Origin of the sequence: uncultured Prevotella sp. (assembly GCF_946407605.1) — a bacterium.
Classification (GTDB): domain Bacteria; phylum Bacteroidota; class Bacteroidia; order Bacteroidales; family Bacteroidaceae; genus Prevotella.
Genome location: NZ_CAMJOS010000019.1, coordinates 50,380 through 72,441 on the forward strand (window position 1 = coordinate 50,380; position 22,062 = coordinate 72,441).

A 22,062-nucleotide genomic window follows, 5' to 3' on the forward strand; every position below is an offset into this window, starting at 1 on the left:
TCGAAAGTGGAAAACGTTCAATCTTTTTTCACCTCACCACCTTCTTTCCGTTCCTGATATACACACCACGCTCAGGCTCCTTATTCAGACGACGGCCTTGGAGGTCGAAACATTGTGAGGCATTCTTTGGTTTGGCAAGTGGTTGGGATTGGATGCTTACGGTCTCTTCACCCTTCACATGGACATAGCCTTTAGCTGCAATAATAGTCTGGCCCTCCCACGGTAATGGTATCACCAGACTGATATTATTGTCCCCACAACTGGTTGCCTTATAGCATAGGGCTATAGTCAACGTCTCGTCAGCCTCTGCCTCGACATGGGTATATCCCTTGATTTCATCATTCACGTAAAGAGTCATCACTTCGTTAAAGTTGGGACCGTTGTTGGTCAGCGTCACTAGAAGTGGCACACTACTGCCCAGCAATGGTTCCCCGACTGTGGATTCTATGGTGCCGCTTACGCTGATGGCGTTATGGCTGCGAGGGATGAGCACATCGTCCTGTATTGTCGCCTCAATCCTCATGTCAAACTGACTCAGACCTACCAGCCACTCATCCGTATCGACAGGTTTGCATATAGCCTTGATAACATATTTTCCGTCAGCCAGATGGTAAGGAATCGACAGAGTGTCGTTTTTCCATACTGAAGTAAGGTACGTGATATTCTTCGATGTAAACAACTGTTCTGCCAGCAATAAAGAGTCTTGGGCGTTATAAATGCCGCAGCCTATATCATAGGAACGAGGGGTGGCCGAAGGGTTTAACATGACAATAAAGACGGGAAGCGCGAAGGTGCTGTCGGGCTGACGCACAAACAGGGAATCTTCCGAATCCACATACAGATAATTTGTCATCAGACGGAGATCATCCTTTGGCGTCTCTACTTCCGTTGGTTTCTGAATGCCCACAATGGCATGTTGAGAAGAGGAATACCCTTCGAGTGAGATGCTGTCGCCATCGTTGTAGGGATCGAGTATCGAGAGTCGGAAATAGCTATCGTAATACCCTCCCCACCCCCAGTTCACGTGGTAGAAGCCCTCCTCATCACAGCCATCGATGATAAAGGAATGGCCCTCTTTTATCGAATGTCCGCCATAGAGCACAGGACGCTGCTCGCTCAGTTCATGATATATCAGCGCATCCCATTCCTCAGCACGGAAGGCTTCTCTGTGCAGAAAGCGTATCATCTTATCATAGCCGAAATAACTGGTAAGAGCCGAAGGAATTCTTGATGGGAAGGAACTACTGCCATAAGGGGTGTAGTCCGTCTCAATAGACTGTCCGCACAGAAGCATCAGCTGAGCCACCGCTTGCTGCTGCACCTCTGTGGCATTCTCATCATAGCTGTCGAGAATATGGTCCCAGTCAATCGCAGTATTCCTGTTGATGGCTGGCAGGCTGATACCATACGACAGTGTGTTATAGGCCGGAATCTTGATAAGTGTGGATTCTGGGTATTTATAATAGTTCATAATCTGCGCCATCGCTGTGGCGGCACAGCCTGTGAAGGACAGGTTACTACCCGCTACCAGAGGACACAACCCGTTATAAGGTGCTGTCTGACGCCATCTACTCGTAATGAGGGGAGCAACGGCCTGATGGTGAGGAATGGGAGGCATAGTCACTGGCTGTTGATTGAGTTTGCTCATCTGACGTTCATAGTCTTCCAGCCACCACTGCATGTTTTCTGGGATATCAGTAGCATCAAAGGTGCCATCGACAGCATAGCCTAGGATGGCTGGGGTACGATCATCACCACTCACCACGACGTAGCCCTGCTGCTCACCAATATTAAATACATAGTAGCCGACTCCCGTCTGCGCAGTCTGCAGTTTCTGTGGAGCCTTCGATGCCCTGAGCACCGGGCCCTTAGTCATTCTCGGATGTCCCATCACAAACTCACATGCTTTCTGCATTGCCTGCTCTTGTGTTACAGGGGCAGACATCAACAAAAGAGGTAGCAGGAGCATATAAATGGAAAGAACTATCCTTTTCATATTACACTAAGGATTTACGGAGTCGGTCCTGTTCTTTGTTTTAGAATTTTGATTTCTCCACACATTTTAGCTTTGCCGAGGGCTGTCGACAATCTCTTTTGCCAAGGAGTTGAGTGCATCAACATCAATAGTTTCCAAAACTATTTCCTCTGGTTCCAAGTCCAAGAGGAACTGCATATAGTTGGGGAGCGTCAACAACTGGCCATCGCGTCCGATGTTATAGTCACCAAATTTGATGATGTGCTTGACGTGATATTTTTCAGGATGGGCCAATACTGTTTTAACACTTTTAGCCTGTGCGGTTTTGGCTTTGACTTCAAGAGGGATGCATTCCCCGTTTATTCGTACAAGGAAATCTAGCTCTAAGCCAGAATCTTTCTGAAAATAATACAGGTTCTGTGCCTTCTTGTGAAGAGTGTCGGCCATCAGGTTCTCATAGATGGCGCCTTTGAACCCACCCAGATTGCCCTGAATGATGTCGGCACGGGTGCCAGGCCCCAGCATCTCAATGAGAAGTCCAATATCAGCCGTATAGACCTTAAACACATTATCTTTAGCATTGCCTTCCATCGGCAGCCCCGTAATGTTGGTATTGTAACAACGGCAGATAATGCCTGCATCTTCCAGCCATTGCAGCGAGCCCATGTAAGTTTCACTCCGACCTCCAGGCTTCACCTTGTTATATTGGAACTTCTTATTATCCTTGGCTAACTGCTTGGGGATGGAGTTGAAACACTCACGGATATGGGGCTTATCTTTATCGGGAGCATACTTCACCATATCGTCGCGGTATTCCTTCAAAATTGATTTGTGGGCCTTGCTAACCTCGTTCATATTATTGGTCTTGAGAAATGCATTGATGGGTTCAGGCAGTCCACCAATGGCCACATAGAGATTCAGCAGGTTCTTCATCGCCACATGGATACCTGCCGGAACAGGCGTCTCTTCACGGTAGAACCTCCGCAAAGCCTCAATGACTTCCTTGTTGACACCTTTGGCCCATAGGAATTCCTCGAAATCCAGTGGATACATCTCAATGATATCTTCTGAACCGACAGGTACTGAATTGATGCCTAGCTCTTTCTGACCAACCAACTTGCGATGTTGTTTCTTCTTCTCGTCGCCATAACCTTGAACGCCCAGCAGCGAGCCTGTAGCAATTACATCGAAACGCCCATCCTCCTTGAAGAATTTGAGTGACGTTCGTGCTTCAGGACACTCCTGAATCTCATCAAAGATAAAACAAGTATCACCAGGAGTGAACGTGACACCTTGAATCTGTGCAGAGAGGTTGAGCAGAATGTCGTTTACGTCTTTTGAGCCCAGGAAAGCATTGATTCGTTCTGGTTGTTTGATGAAGTTAATATAAATGACATTCTGATAATTTGCCGCAGCAAAATGCTGAGCAATGTAGGTCTTTCCGCATTGGCGAATACCCATTATCACCAGAGGTTTGTGTCCATCAGTACTTTTCCACTGTACCAACGCGTCTTCAATTTTTCTTTTCAGCATTTTTTTAAACGACTTTTTGTTATACAATTACACTTTTTCTGACGACTTCTTATCACTTCTCCACACTTTTTCAAACGACTTTTCGATGCAAAATTACACTTTTCAATCAGAACGACCAAAAAAATTGGCAAAAAAGTGATAAGGGAGCCACGATTTGTCTTTTTCTAATGTGTCAGGAACCTGGTACAAGCTACTTTGTGCCGACGGTGACGAGAGCCGAATGCTCTTGATTCTTCATATTGCATTAAAGATTCACGAAGTCGCAATTCCAAGGGACTTCAAAACTGTGGCACTCACCTCTGTTACCTATCAATCTTCAGTTTGTAATAGTTTAATAAGTGTAGTACGACCTTCAAGAACCTGTTTCTTAAAATGAGGATAATCCTCATAGGCATATGATATCGCCTCATCATCATTGTCTTTCAAATAATTTTCCATAACAGCCTTGGACGCTTCGTCATTACCGAGTAACGTATAGAATGTAGCTTGATTCAGAATCATAGCCGCATCATAAGGTTCCTTTTTACATTCATTGATTGCTTTGTTCAACAATTGAGAATACCTATTCAAGTCTTGTTGCAGATAGGCACCTATAGCCTCATACTCTAAACGCCTCACATCCTCCTTTGGTAATAGCTCCATCGCTTTCCCTTGCTCGAAATAGGCATCTCCTACTTTCCCTATTCTTGTCAACAAATTGACTTTTTTCTGGTAAAGCATAAAGAGCATATTATTGTCTTTTTCCAAACCTATCTGGCTATCACACTTTGCAATATCCTTCAATACAATAATCGTATCTTCTGTCGTACAACTTGAACTTGTGAATTCCTCTGATTCTACATTATAACTTAATGTGTCATCGCCTTTATTTACAACAGTTTGTTTACAACTTGCACAGATAACAAGTATCAAGAATAATCTAAATAATCTCATAGTTATTTCAATTTAACAATTACAGCGGAACCGACTCTATTGTATTCTGAATAATTTTTTACCTAAGGTTTCCATATTCTCATATCTTTCATTGACTCTGTTGGTGGATAGGGAATCGTCAAATCCAATGACCTCATATCAGATTCCGTAAGATCGTATCTAGATAGAATCATGTTATGACTCGCAACATAATTATAACCATATTTTTTAAAAGAGTCAGCAGAGATAAAGAAAAACGAGAGAATCTTTACCTTGACAAAGTCATCAAAGAAATCATCATATAACCCATTTCCCCAATAGTCTGTATTTACAATTGTGGCTAAGACATTTATCTTGTCATGCGCAGATACAGGAACCAAGTAACCAGAAATACTATCATTAACATGAGGGAGATTTCTTTCGCCAACATATGCGTCCTGAGGCAAGCATGTGTCAGGAAAAACCGTTGGATTTGCTGGTGACATTCCAGAGGCCAAGTATATTAGTAAACTGTCGTCACTGTTATTTTCCACGTCTATACCAATGAAGTTTTCCCATATTGGGAAAAAAACACATGACTGAAGTATAAATACCAATCCAAAAACTAATATATTTCTCATACAAACAATATTTTATTTGCAAAAATAATCATTTATTTTCGACGATCTCTGTTCATTCTCAATCAAAAAAACTGTCCCTGAGATTGCTCAAATGATCAGAAAACCCATGATTAGGACCTCGTATTTATCTTCGCCAATAATTTTTCTGTATCCCGCATGAGCTTCTTGGCCCAGCGCATTCCTTCACCATGTTCACTATATGCAATATAATCAAGCCCTTTCTCACGAATGATCATCAATGCATTTTCCGCTTCCTCGTACCTTTCATTTATAAAAAGAGAATAAGCATAATTATAGACAACGAGCATATCATCTGGTGCAATATCAAAAGCCTCTTTTGCATATCTCAGACAAGCTTTGTTGCCTTCAAGATATAGATATTCTGCCAGTTCTGTTTTAAACCAATATTCTTTAGGAAACTCCTCGCATTTCCTTTTTAAATATCTAATTAATTGTGTCCAATCTTTCTTACTTGCAAGTTCCTTTATGTGTTTCTCAATTCTATGACTTTGAATTGACGAAGCATAACCAGTCGAATCATCCATGGAGTTTGTATCAGGATTGTCTAAAGAGAATTCCAGAATTCTCATGAAATCCCAGCATTCCTTTATAGTGAAATCACTTTCTTGTCCTTTCCGTCTATGAGCCATATGCTCCGAAAGGCATTCCTTTGCCTCTGTTTTGCGATAAAGGCAATACAAACAATCTGCCTTATAAAAAAGGGCATCATTCACTACTGATTTGGCCCATTTATTTCCAAATCCATTTCCTGACACATCTAAAAAATCCATGTGGAGGAGTTTATTCCACATTTCTATAGACTCTTCGAATCTTTCCAGCGACCACAAAATCTGTCCTCGTGTATATATCAGCAAAGGATAGACTGAATTAACATTTAGAGCTTTATCAGCAAAAAGTAGTGCTTCTTCATCCTGACCTAGATTCCAAAGTACATTAGCCATCTGGGTTAGCAAGTAAACATCATCTGACTGTTCCTCAAGTCTCTTTTGCAGAAGACGTTTAGCCTTGCTAAATTCATGGGCCTTTAACATAATTACTAATTCGTTCATTATTTTCTTTTACTTGGATTTTTAGAATGTACTTCTTTTAAGAATCAGTGGGGACGGTCCTCCTGATCATTTGGACGCAAAGTTACAAACATATTCTTTTATCTCCAAATATTCAAGTCAAAAAATGAACAGGAGAACCGCATAATCTAGAAGCGATAACCCAAGTTCAATGAATATGAGGCATTTCTTCCAAGATATTTCTCCGATGAATTATAGTAAAAAGTTTTGTTGAATTGTTCAAGGAATCCCAATTCATATTCAAGACGGAACATGAAATGATGATAATCCACACCGATAGTTACAAAACGCCAACCAACATCCCAACGATTGGCTCCAACGACATCATCATACATGGAAGGAGACTCTCCCACTGGTATTCCGCGATACCAGGTGACACCATTGGTAGAAGTAGCCTTGCCTCCAATGCCGTAAGCTCCATAGAGACCTGTTCCCACAACAAATACCCAATGAGATCCCATCCTTCCACGAAAAACAAGGTCTACTTGTGTCTCAACAAAAAAAAGGTCAAAAATAACCCTGCCACCAGCTTTTTCAGGTTCGTAAACATTTCCTTTTGAAATCAGGTTGAGTGATGGCTCCAAAAACGTTTTATTGTTTTTGCTAAGAGGTATCTGAACGCCACCACCAAAGTTAAATCCCATGTGCCCAACGTCTTCCTTACTTGCGGCAAAGCCATCGAACAAACCTATTGTCAATCCACCTTTAACAAAAGGGTGGATTTCTTGTCCTACAACATCTGTAGCAGACAACAGAACACTTGTCAGGATTATGACTATTTGGCGAGCATTCATTTATCCTCAGGTTTAGAACCGTTCCAAAGGGCATTCAACTCGTATGGCAACATACGTTCATAATAGTTAGCATAGTAGGAATTGCCAATACGTTCAATTAATTTGATATTGGTTGAGTCTGCATAGGCCAGTTGCATATAGTCAACAACCTTGCTCACAATCAGATTTTTGGAAACATCGTAGGTGTAGGCATCCGACTGCCTCTCATTGATGTTCTGCTTGAACAAAAACAAAGTTATAGAGTCTTTGTCGAAATACAAGTCTTTAGGGATAAACTCAGACTCACCATTTATGATATACAATGAAGCGACACCATCTGCATTGATTTTCCATGACTCATCAAGTTTCCAGCCATAACCAACAATGCATTGTTGGAAATAACTAGCGGAAATTGTCGTATGATAATATTCTTGAGGCACATTGTCTTCAGACATCACATATTCGTTCTCGCCTGGAAAATCATCATCGCATCGGATGGCCATCGTTGTCATTGCAAACAACAGGACACACACAATTTGTAAGATACTCTTCTTCATTGATTACAACTCTATTTCTTCACTTAGGTCTTATCACAAATTGAAATAGAGGCCAAACTCTAAGTTATCGAGAGAAGTCAGGTTAAACTCAAATCCATTTCTACTCTCCGCACCTGGAGTATCGTCCTTTGACGATGCATAAGTAATGCCACCAAGTCTAGTGACAAACGAAAGGCTGTCGCTAAGCTTTACCAAGACACCTGGACAAATTCCGAATCCATAAGCATTGGTACTATTGTCATCATAATCCACCTTGGTATAATTAAACATGCCATCAACAAAGAGATTGGCAATCTTGCTTTTAACAAGGGTGTTACGAATGTATGGAGAAAAGGTCAGAATAGTGACGTCCTTTTCCAGTTTCGCAGTTGTCGTTACATCAAGAAATCCGCCAATATTACCTGTCGTCTGGGTTGCCATATTCGTTGACATATATCCCACGCCGACACCCACAGCCCACATCTCATTGATGTTGTAGCCTAATTCTGGAGCAATCTTAAAGGATGTGGCACTGCTCTTTGACGACTTGCCAGGAACATCTACGGACTTATAACAAAGTGTACCTCCACCATAAAACTGTGCATTTGCACATAATGCAACAAACATTGTTGCCATTGTAAGCAATACTTTTTTCATAATCATTCAAATTTATGTTTAACAAAATATACACGAGAGGCGCAGACCTTCGCCATACGCTGCACGGTTCACCACAAACCACAAATGTATACGGGAAATCTGCGCCCATTGGGGTACAGCTCCAATAACATTTATTTGCTCGTAGTTATACGGTGGTGATTGTGCAGCTATCGAGCTTATGTCTTTGCTTTCCTTTCGGATTGCACCTGCAAAATTACAAACATTTTCTCTTATCTCCAAATATTCAAGTCAAAAATTGATCAAGAGACCCCCATGAGCCTTTATTTACCCCTCACCCACACCTTATGTGAATGATTTCCTTTGGCGATGATGCCTGATGAGAATGTGTCAAGGACCTGCCATCCTATAATTATATAATAAAACCTTAACTTGTTCATTCTTACATTACCACCTTCTTTCCTTTATATACAAACTATCCCAAAGCGCTGCATAGGTAGCGCAAAGAGAAGGAACAGGAATGATAGTTTAATTGTCTTCATAATTTCGAAACAATACTTCAGATTTAATCTGACTCGTATCTAGGATCTAAACTTATCTTCACATTTTGTTCCTTACACTTCATGTCAAAAGAATCCTTTGGCAATGGCCCCCATATCATATCATCGGCAAGTCTGATAATCCAGTAGTGATGTACTTTCTCACGATTATGCTGGTTTACCTGATGTACTATTATAAAATCATTATCATGATTATAGTTCGTAACCTTTCTTCCAACAACTACCTCGTAAGGAATATACTTACCGTCTTCAGTCCATCTAGAATTACTAAGGGATTTCGATATCGTGTATTCACAATACACATATTTTTCACTAAGCTCATGGAAATCCCCATGACAACTAGTAAAAAGTACCACAAGAAAAAAAAAAAAGATTTTCCTCATTCTCATCGTCTTAATAATGTTTAAGGGGTCTCCTGATTATTCGATTCTACAGATTAGATTTTCACACTCCCAGAACCACAGCTGGATCGATGTTCAGCTGGCGGCTCAATTCTCTGCCTATTTTCAGAGAAGGCTCGCTCTTGCCATTCATGATTTCGCTGACACGAGCATTGCTGAGACCAAGCATCTCTGCAAGTTTTGTCTGTGTGATACCCATTTCGTAGAGACGTAGTTTGATGACATCTATCAGCGTAGGTTTACCAATGGGATAGTGAACATCTTCATATTCTGCTACCATATCAGAAATCATATCCAACTCCAGATAATTGGGGTCATCAGCTGGAGTAGAGTCATTAACCACTTTAAGCAGTTCATCAATTCTTTTCATCGCTGCTCTATAGGCAGCTTCGCTCTTAATCTGTGCCATACCTACATATTTTTTATATCCTTAATTGCATCATACTCAGAATGTGTTCCAACAAAACGGATATATACCGTCTTGGGCGTAAACAAAATCAAAACCACAAGGCGATAGTCATTGCCTTTGATATTGAACACAAATCTCTGATTACCAACAGCATCTACGCTGTTAAATGTGTTCTTAATATCTGAAAAACAAGTCCATTCCGCCTTCTTCGTCTTTTCATACCACTCCTCCAATGCTGTCTTAGATTGAGGATTTTTGGTATAGTATTCAACCAATGTACTTTTGGATATTATTCTCATCTTTGTTGTTTTTGGGTACAAATATAGTACGATTTTTCGGGATTTCCAAATATTTTTCGGAAAATCTTAAAAAATTTTAGTTCAACAGGGGGACTATTGATCAGCGGTTCTCTTGATTATATTTCTTGCAAAGGTAATCATTCTAATTGAATTGACCAAATGGAACGATTATGAATCTTTCACCCACACCTTATGTGAATGATTTCCTTTGGCGATGATGCCTGAGGATGGATCTAATGTGATGCGCTTCAGGTCGCGAGAGGCCATCGAACGGCTTACATTGTTGGCAATGACATAGTCGCTCAGCGTGATATAGCCGCGCTCGCTAATCAGCTTGAGGGCACGTTGCATACGCTGTTCGAGTGTAGAGTCCGGAGTCTCGAAACGCTGCACGCCTGGCTGCGCCCGTTCGAAGGTTGACTCGCGGTTGATGTCCTTGATCAGTTCCTGGTCGACCTTGAAATTGATGCCCTTTGCACAGACATGACGGTAGTTCTCCTTGCGTTTCAGCTCATCGCCAGAGGTTCCAGACTTCTCGTCGCTGAAGCCCAGTGAAAGCGAGAACACACCGAGTCCGTCTATCTTCATGCTGTGTCCGTTGGGCAATGCCGATTTCATGGCCTCGTTCAGCCCGTCGAGCACACCTCGGATGACGCCTTCGCTGAACGAGGGCGAATAGCTGTGAATCAACTCCACCACCTTGTCGTAGTCGAACATCGTGTAAATCTGCATCTTCGGAAACAGAGCGCTTTCGCCGTCTCCCATGCCATTCGGTAATTCTTGTAGTACGTAACTTGCCATCTTTCTATGTATTTTTTATTAGTCCTAACTATTTATTTCTCCTGTGTACTTGATATCTTCTATTTCAAGCCTTGAGACTTATGTTTCAGGGCTTGGAACATATGTTTCAGAGCCTGCAACTTATGTTTCAAACCTTGCAACAACATTTTCCAGATGCAAAGATACAAAAAAGTTCGTAATCGAAGAAAGTTTTATTAGAAATTTGCATTTCACGCGCTATTTTGTATCTTTGCACTCAAATAAGGAACAACTAAAAAGCTAAGGTTATGAAGATAGTGATACTTGACGGCTATACGGCGCAGCCTGGCGACTTGTCGTGGCAGGCACTGGTGGAATTGGGAACGGTGACAGTATTTGACCGCACGCAGCCGCAGGAGACGGTGGCGAGAGCCGCTGATGCCGACGTGGTGCTGACCAATAAGGTGGTTATCAGCAGAGAGGTGATGGAGCAGTTGCCCAAGTTGAGATATATCGGCGTGCTGGCCACAGGCTATAACGTGGTGGACATCAAGGCAGCCAGCGAACGGGGCATCACGGTGACCAACGTGCCTGCCTACAGCACGGAGAGCGTGGCGCAGATGGTGTTTGCACATCTCCTCACCGTCACCAACCGCACAGAGCACTACGCCATAGCCAATCGCGAGGGACGATGGAGCCGTAACCCTGACTTCTGCTACTGGGACTTTCCGCATACAGAGCTCGCTGGTAAGACGTTCGGCATTGTGGGAATGGGAAACATAGGACAGCATGTGGCACAGATAGCACTCGCCTTCGGCATGAAGGTGAAAGCCATGAGCCGCAAGACCACATTGCCTGCAGGCATTGAGAAAGTATCGTGGGAAGAGCTGCTGGCGACGTCGGACGTGCTGTCGCTGCATTGTCCGCTGACAGAGAGGACACACCATCTGATGAATGACGACACCCTGCGACAGATGAAGCCCTCAGCCATCCTCATCAACACAGGACGAGGCCCGTTGGTGGACGATGAGGCTGTAGCCAAAGCATTGAGCGAAGGACGCCTGACAGCCTTCTGTGCCGACGTGCTGACAGAGGAGCCGCCAAGCATAGACAATCCGTTACTGAAACAGCCCAACGCCTTCATCACACCCCACATTGCCTGGGCCTCGAAGGAAGCCCGCATACGACTGATTCAGGTGGCAACAGACAATGTGCGTTCGTTCCTGGAAGGCAAACCCCAGAACGTGGTGACTATTTAGCCTTGCCAAAGCGGCACTGGTATTGAATCATCTTGTCGATAAAGGCATCGACAAGCGACCAGTTGGCGTCGTGCACAGCAGCGTTAAGACGGTCGAACACCTCGCTGATATACTTACGATGTTCGGCATCGATAGAGGTTGGCAGGTTGTCGGTGGGTGCATACCAGACGGCTTCCCTACCCTGGACATGCGGAAAGATGCGCAGCGTCTGTCCACTATGCAGCTCCTCCATCAGCATTCGACCTCGTCCGTCGCCAAAAGCCATAGGCAGCTGCGCCCAGTCCTCATAGAAAAAGATGAAACCCGTAAACACCTGCTCGGCACTGAACTCACCATAATGGGGTTCAGTGTAGAGCAGGGTGGTCAGCCGTTGGGCATAGACCTTGACGGGATAGATATGTCCCTCGCCATCGTTGAGCAGCAGTCTGCAGAAATGGGCGGCCTGCTTTTGAGGCAGGACACGAGGGTGATGGGTGACAGGAGCCTGATGCGAGGACCCTGCCACCGAAGAGAGTTGCCAAAGGGCAAAAAGAACTATCAGAAGATGTCTCATCAGATGCTCTCTACGAATTTCACAATAGCATCGCGATCCACCTTAGGCAGGTTGTAGAACTTCTCTACAGCCCTGTAGCCCTGCGACTGCTTGGAGTAGCCGTGCCACATGATAGCCTCGATGACGGTACGTGCTCGGCAGTCGTGCAGACGATCGTCAGCACCAGTGAGTCGGCGACTCAGGCCACGACCCCACAGAGGCGTAGTACGACACCAGCCTGTGCGGATATCGTTCTCCATGAACAGACGGTGCTGCACCATATCGGTATAGGGCCAGATGGTCTGGTTGGGGTACTTCGGCAACAGCTTGGTATAGTCGCCGTCCTTAGCCAGGTGGTTGGCATCGGCATAAGCCTTCGTGGCAGCATCGACCCACATATTGTCAGAACCTGTCTGCCAAGAGGGACGGTGACACTGGGCACAGCCAATATCCGTGAAGAGCTTCTTACCACGCTGCACGTCAGGGTCGTTGAGGTTACGGGCAGCAGGCACAGCCAGGCCGCGATGCCACACCATAAACTGATAGTACTGCTTGTCGCTCATCTCGTCCTTACCGTCGTAAGGTGCACCATTAAACAGGTACTTGTCGAAGGTCTCCTTCTTACCAATGTTATTACAAGAGAGAATCTCGTTGACACGAGCCTTGATGCCCTCGTCAGTACCATCGGCATAGTAAGGATAGAGGGGACTGAGGGGCGACGAGCCGTGTGACTTGATATAGGCGATAACCTCTGCATCCTCGCTCATAGCCTTAGCCCAAGCTGGCGTGGTATAGAGGAAGTGACGGTCTGAGCGCGTCACGTTGGTGATGTTCCAGATGGCGTTGGCACCAGCACCGTCCTGCAGCGTACCACGCGTCATGGCATAGGTGAAACGCTTCAGCGGACCATGACTGCCACGGAAAGAGCCTGTGTCGTTGTAGCCTGCGCTATAGTAGGCAGAAGCCTTGAAGGTGCCAGCCTCCTTGTCCCACATATTGGGGTTCATGTCAACGAAGCGTGCCTCAGAGGCCCACTGGCTCTCGATATCCTCATCTTTGATAGCGTCGAGCAGACCAGTGCCATAGACGCCGATAGTCGACTCTAGACGCACCTCATAGTCAGTAGGCTGCGGGTTGGTATTGAAGGCCGAGACAGGGATGGTCACCTCAGGATAGATGAGGGCATAGCTCTCACCATCGGGGAAGGTCATAGACAGACCACTGGGCATCTCGCTGACGCTCTTCCACTGAATCTGAATCTGGTTCTCGTCGATAGGTGCCTTGAAGGGCTGCATGGCCTGCGTCTGAGGCATACCCGTCACCTCGCTGATATAACCCGAGGTCTCAGTGGTATAGCGCACACCATCAGTGGTGAAAGCCTCCTGCGGATGATAGATAACCAACAGATAGCCGTTGCCCACGGTGTTGGCGCGATACTCCGTCTGACGCTTGCCGTGACCATAGCTGGGGTGACAATGGAAACAGCTGTTGCGCACCCAAGCGGGACCAAGACCCTTACGCGGCTCCTGGTCGATGGTGTAGAGATGCTCGAAGAAGTCCTCACCCACGTTGAAGTCCTCCTCCATACCGCTGATCTTGGCCAGCGCTGGGGCTGGTGCCGAATAGCTGGCTTTCTCGGTCGTTCCTAACTCACCGCCAGGAAACCATTCCTCGGCAGTAAAATTACCTGTGGCCTTGCCAAACACCTCTTCTTCAGGTGTCAACGGACCCAGGTTCTCGACAGTCGAACTGTCTTCATCGGAACATGCTGACAGCACAGGAGCTGCCAGCATGGTCACGATGGTTAATCGTGATAGTTTGTTCATAAGCGTATGTTATAGGATTTACTCTTCTTCCTCAGTTGTTGACTCCCAGTTGTCGGGGTCGTCGAAGTCCTTGTTCCAGATAATGCTGCAGTACTTCACGAAAGGTGACGGCATCTTGCCAATCTTGTCGATGGCGCTATCGAAGGCACCCTCCACAGAAGTGTTTACGTCAGTCTTCTGCACACCAGCAAAGAAGCTGTGGAAGCTACCCTGGGCGGCATTGCCGTTGAGCGAGCCGAACCACACATTGCGGATGCTGCGGATATTATCCTGGAAGTCGGTGATGGAGTTGTAGCTATAGGGTGACTCCACATAGGCGATGTCGCCATTGGTGAAGGGGTTGGCTATCTTGGCCGTACCCACCTCGTTGCAGATAGCCACACACGAGCCCTCGTCGTCGCTCAGCACCTGGGCGATGGCATCCTTCAGCGCGGGGAAAGTGCTCTTAGAACCAGCGACACCAGCATTGATGAGGTTCTCGCCATAGCTGAGACCATTCTCCGTCTGATAGTCGAGACCAGCAGCCTTGACTACTGCTACACGATTGGCGTTCTTCTCGCCTTCCCAAGCTACCTGCAGCTGGAAGCAGCGCTCCTTCAGCAGCTTACAAACCTGCTGGGCATACTTCAGCTCGTCGGCACCACTCACCTTCTCGAAATTCTTATAGGTATCGTTGCCCTGCAACTCAGCCACCTTGCGGTTCTGACCATTGCGGAAGAGGATGAACTCCAGGGCGTGGAAACCCAGGATGGTTGACTCGTCCTCAATCTCGGCTGTCATACCACCCTTGAAATAGTCGAGCAGCTCAGCACGGTCCAGAGGCCATGAGTCGATGGTGGGGTCGATGCTGAAGTCGCTGGCGGCACCTCCGAGGAAAGCCTCCGAGCGCTCCCAGTGCTGACGAGCAGCCTTGAAGTCGGTGCAGGCCTTGTCAATCTGAGTCTGGGTGATGGTGCTTACCGTGAGTCCGTTGAGGGTCTTCTCCAGGTCCTCCACATCATCAGCCAGATCAGTATAGGTAGGCACGATGACGTTGTTCACCAGGTTGGTGAGCACCTGACGCAGGGCGGTCTCCTGGGTCTCGTTGAGGTTGGCTGTAGCAATCACCTCGTTAGCAGCCTCCAGAGCTGTCACCGTCTTGGCACAGGCATCGATGGCCTCGTTGCCATAACTGCGGTCCTTGTAAGCCTCTTCTGAGGGTGTACCACTGTTGCCGCTGTTGTTGTCATCGTCATCGCCGCACGATGACAGGGTCAGTCCTCCCAGCAAGAGGGCTGCAGACAGAAAGAAAATCTTGTTCATTTGCTTTACCATTTTTTTATTGTAACTATAATTATATACTCTTAATTCCCAGTTACTTAACATGAAGTCACTAAATCTTTTCTCCTTTCACCCTTCACCTTTCACCTATTAAAGAAAGAATCCCTCATAAGCCACACCAATATTAATAGCAGGCTCATTGTTATAGGCACTATTGAGGAAGCGCTTCGAGAACTCCGCCTTCACCACCACCTCTGGCAGCGGGTAGTAGTTCACACCAACAGCCATACGCTTCACCTCGGTGTAGTTGTAGCTGATGCCCTTCGTTGCAGAGGCATAGGGGTCGTACTGCTCGTAGCGTCCGAAGACGTAGAGCTTCCTGTCCTGCTGACGCAGGCTCTGAATCTGCGAGAACACATCATAACCAGCCTCCAAGCCCCAGGCATAGGCGTTCTTCGAGACGAAGGCCGAGTGGTGATAGGGCGACTTCTTGTTTACGCGGTTATAGAGGTACTTCAACTGCTCTGCATCGCCCAGATAACCATAATCGGCCTGACCACGCACAATCCAGTTATGTCCTCTGTAGGTGAAGTCGATGGCTCCAACGGCCACCTTACCCTCATAGGTATCGTCAACGCCAGCGGCATTACGCGGATAGCTGTTGCCGATAGAGTGGCTGTAATAGCCCGAGAGACCTATACGCAGTCCACGAATGCTGTAGTTGTCCAGTCGCAGGGCCACACCATATTTATTAGCCACGTCGTACTCCAGCGGCGACTTCGCTCCGTTCTTGATCCAGTTGGTATTCGTAAAACCATCGGCATTAAGACCAGCCAACAGTTGTGCCTCATAACGGAAGTCCTTATAGCGACCAAAGAACGACGCACCCGTCTGGTGCCAGGTAGAAGGCATGATGGTGTTCTCACCCTCAGGACGATAGACGGTAAAGAAATTGGTGGGCTCGTGGTGGGCGTTGTTCAAACCCACAGGTACCACGATATGTCCGAAACGCAGGTTGGCAGCACGTCCGAAGCTCTTCTGAATCCAGAACTGCTCCAGCTCTACCTCGCCGCCTTTCTCTACCTCCTGTTCCCATTCTCCGCCTTCCTCGTCTTCTTTCTCGTAGGCCAGTCCGTTGCCGCCGTGCTCAAACTCTATCTCTGTGCCGAAGGTCCATCCCTTGCCAAAGTCATAACCCAGATAGACCACAGCATGGGGCAGGTCAAACTTACCGTGCGAGGGGTCGTTCTTATGTTCCTCGGGCTGTGAGTAGCGACTCACGTGATCACTATAATAATTACGGCTATAGCATATCTCACCATAGCCTCCTACGCTCAGTCGGCTACTGCCCAGATGGTTCAGCACGCTGTCGCCAGCGCTGGTCTGTGCGCTTACCGTCATCGCCAGCGCCGTCATTGTCATTAAACTGAAAAGCTTTCTCATATCTTTTTTACCTTTATACTCTCTTTACTTTTTTTACCATCCTCCCTTCACCATTCACCCTTCACCATTCACCTGGTTTTGTTTTCGGCTGCAAAATTACTGCGAATACGGCAATGCCACAATACCTAAAAATTATGAAATTGGGGCATTTCACCCTACGCATCCCGTTTCCCACACCTAAAATACCTACAAGTGATTATTGCACATGTGGAAAATAATGCCTAATTTTGCAGCCGGTAATCAATAGTTAGTAGTGCATAGTTCAGAGTGCATAGTTCATAGTTATGAAGAATCAGAAATTATACGAGCCGGACGATAAGATGATCTCGCTCATCCGTGATAATTACGACTTGCTGCAGTCGCTGGGCAGCTTTGGCATCAGCCTGGGATTCGGCGACAAGACGGTACGCGAGACCTGTGAGGACAATCACGTGGACACCAACACCTTCCTGGCGGTGGTGAACTTCACCATTAATGGGTATGGAGAGTTCCAGGCCGACAAGGAGATATCCGTCCCCACCCTGCTGCATTATCTGGAAGCCTGTCATGCCTATTTCCTCGACTTCCAACTGCCGTATATCCGTCGTGAGCTGCAGGAGTCACTCGACGAGCACGACTCGCTGGGCAATCTCATTCTGCGATTCTATGACGAGTATGCCCACGAGATTCGTCGTCACATGAAATATGAACAGAAGACGCTGTTCCCCTATGTGCAGTCGCTGCTCGACGGGCATCCCGCTCCTGACTATAACGTGGATACGTTCTCGAAACATCACGGTGCTACTGACAAGAAGTTGCGCGAGCTGAAACTACTCATTATCAAGTACTTGCCACAGGACGGACTGCACAATAACCAGCTCACAGCCACCCTCCACGACATCTACGAGAACGAGGTGTGGCTGCGCCAACATGCTATGGTAGAGGATTGCATCTTCGTGCCTGCCATCCGCCATTTGGAAGAGATGGCCAAGCAGAGCGATGTAACCAAGAACATTACTGATATGGTATTTAAAAGCGGTACGCAGAACTCCGAACAGCTCTCCGACCGCGAGAAGGAGGTCATCGTGGCCCTGGTGCAGGGCATGGCCAACAAAGAGATTGCCGACCACCTCTGCATATCAGTGAATACGGTGATTACCCATCGTCGTAACATCGCCCGCAAACTACAGATACACTCGCCTGCGGGTCTTACCATTTACGCCATCGTCAACAACCTGGTGGATATCTCCAGCGTCAAGCTGTGACCATCAGCGAACGCAGGGCCTGCGCTCCCTGGTGATTGATATCCAGCTGTTCCACCTCGGCGAGATAGCGTTCAGCACGCTGTCTGTCGCCCAGTCCCTCGTAGCCCAGCGCCAACATATAGAGACAATGGATGCGGTTCTGCAGGTCGAGGTCGCCATCCCAGATGAGCAGGTCGGGCAGCGAGACGGCGAAATAGTCCATCGTCTGATGCTCGTAAAGATGCTGCTTGCCGTAGTTCACCAGCTTATGAAACAGGCTGCGCGCCTTATCCTCCTGTCCTAACTTGCGATAGCACAGTCCAGCATAGAATATCTTATCGGGCTTGGCATCGTTGTAGTACATCGCAGCGGCAGGCTCCGTAGGTCCTACCGTTCCTTCCTCGTAGCGTCCCAGGAAATAAAGGATATCATTATCCTGCGCCCCCTGCAGCTTTCCCTCGCCCAAATGCGGCGGATAAACCAAACACTCTTCGAGCAAACGAATAGCTTTATCGAGAGCAGGGGAACCTACCCCCCTCTCCTTGGGAGAGGGGTTGGGGGTGAGGCTTCTCTTCGCTAATTCCACCCTACAGAACTGATACTGCGCAGGCACCTTACCTTCGCCGCCCTCCCAAGGATGGAACTGGTGGGCATCGAGCTTTTCCTTCGCCTCCTCGTAGCGTCCTAACTGGTTCAGCAGGGTGATCTCCTCCAGCACCAGGTCGTCGCGCTGTGACACCAGCTGTGGATATTTCTGCAGGAAGTCCAGTCGCTGCTGATGGGGCTTCTGCATACGCTTATAGAGCTGGTCCAGCTCCATCAGGATGCGACTGTCGCTCTCGTCCAGATGGAACGCCTTCTCCATATACGCCAGCGCCTCCTCCTGGCGTCCCTGCTTATTATAGCGTGCCAGGGCGAGGTTACGCCACACGGTGGGGAAGGTGGGGTCTTTCTGTGCCGCAAGCTCCCAGTTCTCGATAGCTACATCATACTGCCGTTTGTCGTAATAGAGACAGCCTAAGTAATACGGTATGCGAGCATCCTCTATCACAGGCAACTCCTTCAGCGACTCCAGTATCAAGGCATCCTCCAAACGGTTGGGGAAGCAATAGTCGGGACTGACCGTCTGAGCCTTCTGCAGATAAGCGAGGCCATTAGACATACGACTCCAGTAAGCCAGGTAGTAATAGGTCAGCGGCGACTCCTCCACACCTTTGTCGATGGCTGTCTGCAACACCAACGTAGCCTCTTCCAGCAGTCCAGCATGCGCATAATCGAATGCCGTCTCGTGATAATTATAGATGTTGCCGTGCATCAGGTTCACCATACGCTCCAGCGGCTGCGGGTCGTCTGTCAGCAGATGCTCCTCCACCATGCAAACATAATTAAAGTGGTCTATCTCGTACGACGCCTTTATCCAACGAAGGGCCTCATCTTTCCTGCCAAGTTTACGCAGCACGACGGCCTTCAGGGCGCGAGCCTGGTGGTTGTGGCTGTTGCTGATAAGACAACGCTCCAACTCGTCCAACGCGTCCTCCCAGCGCTCCTGCGCCGTGCTGATGCAGGCTGCCTCATAGTAGCCGGCATCGGCCCACGCCTTGTTCCACGTGGCCTTCCAGAAGCAGTTGTAGGCCTCGTTCATCTTCCTCAGCATCTTACTGACAACACCCAGGTAAAACAGTGCCTCACCGTCGTAGGGGTTGGGGTTGCGTTTCTTCTGCACCTTGACGGCAGTCTGCAGATAGCCCTCAGCCTTCTCGAAACGGGCCCTGCGCAGATACCACAATCCCATCTGCATATTACAGCGATAGTCCAGCGGATCGCGACGCAGCGCCTCCTCATAATAGTCGAGGGCACTCCATGTGGCGTGACGATACTGCTCCAGGTGCAGACCTGTAAGATACAGCTGGTCCACGGTCTTCGTGTCCTGTGGCGACAGGGCGGCCTCAGCAGCGTCAGGTATAGGACGTATCTCGTCTGGCTCAGCATGCCATTCCAGCAGGGGCAGCATCCTGGGATGCTCTGCGCGGTCAATGATCAGCGACAACTCCTGTAGCGATACATCTCCACATGCCACATGTTCCTCAAGTACCTGCTCAGGCGACAACGTAACAACTTGATTATAATACTCTTTTCCATTCTCTCCTTCCAGTATCACTCTAACCTTCTGTTTACTTGTAGCGAGGATCTTAAAGGTAATCTGCCTCCCCTCCCTTGGGGAGGGGGCGGGGGTGGACTCAATATTCAGGATAAAGTCTTTCGAGGCCTGTTTCACCACGCCCAACTCCCTGTAGGGCATGAAGTACTGCGTAAACTGCTTCTCCTCGTAGGGCATCAACCACGTGAAGTCGGGCTGGTTCTCAGTATATACGCCAGCCATCAGTTCGATGTAAGGACGGAAGCCAGGCTTTAATTGAGAATTGAGAATTGAGAATTGAGAATTATCATTGGCGGCAGCAAATTTTTCACTTTTCACTTTTCCTTTTTCACTTCCGACGAAGTCGGTTAGGTTGCGGTCCCACGCCCTGCCAAAGTCACCATTACCCCAGGTCCATTGCTTCTTACCTGGCGAGAAATGGTGGCTGGCCACATGCAGCATGCCGCCCTTTGTGTCGTTCTCATAGCCGCCCTCGAAGTCGTACTTTGAGTTCACAGCCATATAACTGGTAGGAACGGGGATATTCCTGTAGTTCGAGATATCCACACCTGCCGAGTAGTCCATCTTATAATAGGTGCCCGTGGCGATGGGGAAGCTGCTGACGGCGCGCTTGCCGTGGTCAAACACCGCATTCACGTCAGGCGGAAACACGCTCTGGTAGGCATCGTTCACCTCTACGGCGGGGTTAGCCCACCACAGGAAGGTCTGCGGCAGCGGCGTGCGGTTGCTCACCCTGCCCTGAATCTCCAGATAGGAACAGCCAGGACGCAACGTAAAACCTGCCATTCCTTTTTGGTGGAACATGCGTTCCATCTCGTTGACCCATACGGTCACACTGCCATCCTCGTTCTCCACGATGTCGCAGTCCACAGGCAGGTAAGTACTGGGCCTATGGTGCTGGGGCCAGTTAAACTCTATGCCGCCACTGATCCAGGGGCCCGTCAGTCCCACCAGCGCAGGTTTGATGACGTGGTTATAATAAACGAAATGACGCTGTTTTATCTTGTCGTACGCCATCTGGATGCGTCCGCCCAACTCGGGCATCACCATCACCTTCAGGTACTCGTTCTCCAGCCACACCACCTTCCATTCCTTTGGCGTGGCCTCGTTGGCTATCGACTCAATGACGGGGTACGGATACACCACCCCACTCGACCCCTGATATACTCTCTTCTCCAAGAATATCGGGTTCTTCTCTGCCTTTCCTATCTCGTAAGTCGGTATCGTCACCAACTCTCTCCATGCTTTAACCATATCTTTTTTATCTTTTTACTTTTCTCCCTTCACCTTTCACCCTTCACCTTTCACCAGTTCTTTCTCCAACTCCTCCAATCTCTTGCCCTTCGTTTCCGGACAGCGGCGCCACAGGAAGATGAAGGCACAGATGCAGATGGCACTATAGATCCAGAAGGAGCCGCTCGAGCCTAATGCCGCATTCATCGAGGGGAACGAGAACGTCAGCGTGCAACAGCCCACCCACAGGGCGAAGGTACACGTAGCCATAGCCACGCCACGGATGCGGTTGGGGAATATCTCTGCCAGCAGCGTCCACGTCACAGGGCCCAGCGTCATCGCATATACCGAGATAGCCGTCACCACTAAGCAAACCATCAGCACGCCCTTCACCTCCATGAAGTAACAGGTGCCCAGCGTCAGGTATATCAGTCCCAGTCCGCCAGCGCCGATGAGCATCAGCGTGCGACGTCCCCATTTCTCTATGGTGTAGAGGGCCACAAACGTAAACACCACGTTGGCGATGCCTGTGATGACGATGTCGATAAACATACCATCCACGTCATAGCCCGCCCCAGTAAATATCTCCTGTGCGTAGTTGAAGATGACGTTCGTGCCGCACCACTGCTGGAACACGGCAATCACCAG

General features: G+C 47.8%; 19 protein-coding genes. 2 read left to right on the top strand and 17 right to left on the bottom strand.

Features of this window, described 5'->3' with window-relative positions; genetic code table 11:
- Nucleotides 1-28: 28 nt before the first annotated feature.
- From Q0R57_RS09230 to Q0R57_RS09280, 11 genes are all read right to left on the bottom strand, one after another.
- Complete coding sequence (locus Q0R57_RS09230) at nt 29-1,996, bottom strand: C10 family peptidase (RefSeq protein WP_366516841.1); 1,968 nt, start codon at nt 1,994-1,996, stop codon at nt 29-31.
- Between the two features lie 66 nt (nt 1,997-2,062).
- Nucleotides 2,063-3,508 carry an ATP-binding protein gene (locus tag Q0R57_RS09235; protein ID WP_294746445.1) on the bottom strand — a complete coding sequence of 482 codons (1,446 nt, stop codon included), beginning with the start codon at nt 3,506-3,508 and terminating at the stop codon, nt 2,063-2,065.
- 309 nt (nt 3,509-3,817) lie between these two features.
- Complete coding sequence (locus Q0R57_RS09240; RefSeq protein WP_294746448.1) at nt 3,818-4,441, bottom strand: hypothetical protein; 624 nt, start codon at nt 4,439-4,441, stop codon at nt 3,818-3,820.
- Nucleotides 4,442-4,503: 62 nt separating this feature from the next.
- On the bottom strand, nt 4,504-5,040 hold the full coding sequence (locus Q0R57_RS09245; RefSeq protein WP_294746451.1) for a hypothetical protein: 537 nt from the start codon (nt 5,038-5,040) through the stop codon (nt 4,504-4,506).
- Between the two features lie 110 nt (nt 5,041-5,150).
- Nucleotides 5,151-6,110, bottom strand: coding sequence for a hypothetical protein (locus Q0R57_RS09250; protein WP_294746453.1), 960 nt, complete (start codon nt 6,108-6,110; stop codon nt 5,151-5,153).
- A 146-nt stretch (nt 6,111-6,256) separates the two neighbouring features.
- Complete coding sequence (locus tag Q0R57_RS09255) at nt 6,257-6,922, bottom strand: hypothetical protein (RefSeq protein ID WP_294746456.1); 666 nt, start codon at nt 6,920-6,922, stop codon at nt 6,257-6,259.
- The gene (locus Q0R57_RS09260; RefSeq protein ID WP_294746459.1) at nt 6,919-7,458 is read right to left on the bottom strand and encodes a hypothetical protein; all 540 of its coding nucleotides are present in this window, start codon (nt 7,456-7,458) and stop codon (nt 6,919-6,921) included. The genes Q0R57_RS09255 and Q0R57_RS09260 overlap by 4 nt, the downstream gene beginning before the upstream one ends.
- 33 nt (nt 7,459-7,491) lie before the next feature.
- Nucleotides 7,492-8,094 carry an outer membrane beta-barrel protein gene (locus Q0R57_RS09265; RefSeq protein ID WP_294746462.1) on the bottom strand — a complete coding sequence of 201 codons (603 nt, stop codon included), beginning with the start codon at nt 8,092-8,094 and terminating at the stop codon, nt 7,492-7,494.
- 962 nt (nt 8,095-9,056) lie between these two features.
- On the bottom strand, nt 9,057-9,422 hold the full coding sequence (locus tag Q0R57_RS09270; protein ID WP_294746465.1) for a helix-turn-helix domain-containing protein: 366 nt from the start codon (nt 9,420-9,422) through the stop codon (nt 9,057-9,059).
- Between the two features lie 2 nt (nt 9,423-9,424).
- Entirely contained in the window at nt 9,425-9,721 is a 297-nt protein-coding gene (locus Q0R57_RS09275; protein WP_294746468.1) for a type II toxin-antitoxin system HigB family toxin, read from the bottom strand.
- Nucleotides 9,722-9,889: 168 nt separating this feature from the next.
- Nucleotides 9,890-10,522: a hypothetical protein gene (locus Q0R57_RS09280; protein WP_294746471.1), complete on the bottom strand. Its 633-nt coding sequence runs from the start codon at nt 10,520-10,522 to the stop codon at nt 9,890-9,892.
- Nucleotides 10,523-10,788: 266 nt separating this feature from the next.
- On the opposite strand from Q0R57_RS09280, the gene Q0R57_RS09285 reads away from it, so the two are divergent.
- Nucleotides 10,789-11,739 (top strand): D-2-hydroxyacid dehydrogenase, encoded by a 951-nt coding sequence (locus tag Q0R57_RS09285; RefSeq protein WP_294746474.1) that lies wholly within the window; start codon nt 10,789-10,791, stop codon nt 11,737-11,739.
- Here Q0R57_RS09285 and Q0R57_RS09290 read toward each other — a convergent pair.
- The 4 genes from Q0R57_RS09290 to Q0R57_RS09305 all read right to left on the bottom strand — a co-directional run bounded on the left by Q0R57_RS09290 (nt 11,732) and on the right by Q0R57_RS09305 (nt 16,800).
- Nucleotides 11,732-12,292, bottom strand: coding sequence for a hypothetical protein (locus Q0R57_RS09290; RefSeq protein ID WP_294746477.1), 561 nt, complete (start codon nt 12,290-12,292; stop codon nt 11,732-11,734). The genes Q0R57_RS09285 and Q0R57_RS09290 overlap by 8 nt on opposite strands.
- On the bottom strand, nt 12,292-14,097 hold the full coding sequence (locus Q0R57_RS09295) for a di-heme oxidoredictase family protein (protein ID WP_294746480.1): 1,806 nt from the start codon (nt 14,095-14,097) through the stop codon (nt 12,292-12,294). Before Q0R57_RS09295 ends, Q0R57_RS09290 begins: the two co-directional genes overlap by 1 nt.
- Before the next feature lie 18 nt (nt 14,098-14,115).
- Nucleotides 14,116-15,399, bottom strand: a complete 1,284-nt coding sequence (locus Q0R57_RS09300; RefSeq protein WP_294746483.1) for an imelysin family protein — start codon at nt 15,397-15,399, stop codon at nt 14,116-14,118.
- A 108-nt stretch (nt 15,400-15,507) separates the two neighbouring features.
- The gene (locus Q0R57_RS09305; protein ID WP_294746486.1) at nt 15,508-16,800 is read right to left on the bottom strand and encodes a hypothetical protein; all 1,293 of its coding nucleotides are present in this window, start codon (nt 16,798-16,800) and stop codon (nt 15,508-15,510) included.
- A 284-nt stretch (nt 16,801-17,084) separates the two neighbouring features.
- Here Q0R57_RS09305 and Q0R57_RS09310 point away from each other — a divergent pair, with 284 nt between their 5' ends.
- Nucleotides 17,085-18,044, top strand: a complete 960-nt coding sequence (locus tag Q0R57_RS09310) for a LuxR C-terminal-related transcriptional regulator (RefSeq protein ID WP_294746489.1) — start codon at nt 17,085-17,087, stop codon at nt 18,042-18,044.
- Here the strand turns inward: Q0R57_RS09310 and Q0R57_RS09315 are convergent.
- Complete coding sequence (locus Q0R57_RS09315) at nt 18,034-21,435, bottom strand: DUF5107 domain-containing protein (RefSeq protein ID WP_294746492.1); 3,402 nt, start codon at nt 21,433-21,435, stop codon at nt 18,034-18,036. The genes Q0R57_RS09310 and Q0R57_RS09315 overlap by 11 nt on opposite strands.
- Before the next feature lie 36 nt (nt 21,436-21,471).
- The coding region (locus Q0R57_RS09320) for an MFS transporter (RefSeq protein ID WP_294746493.1) at nt 21,472-22,062 on the bottom strand (591 nt) is incomplete at its 5' end.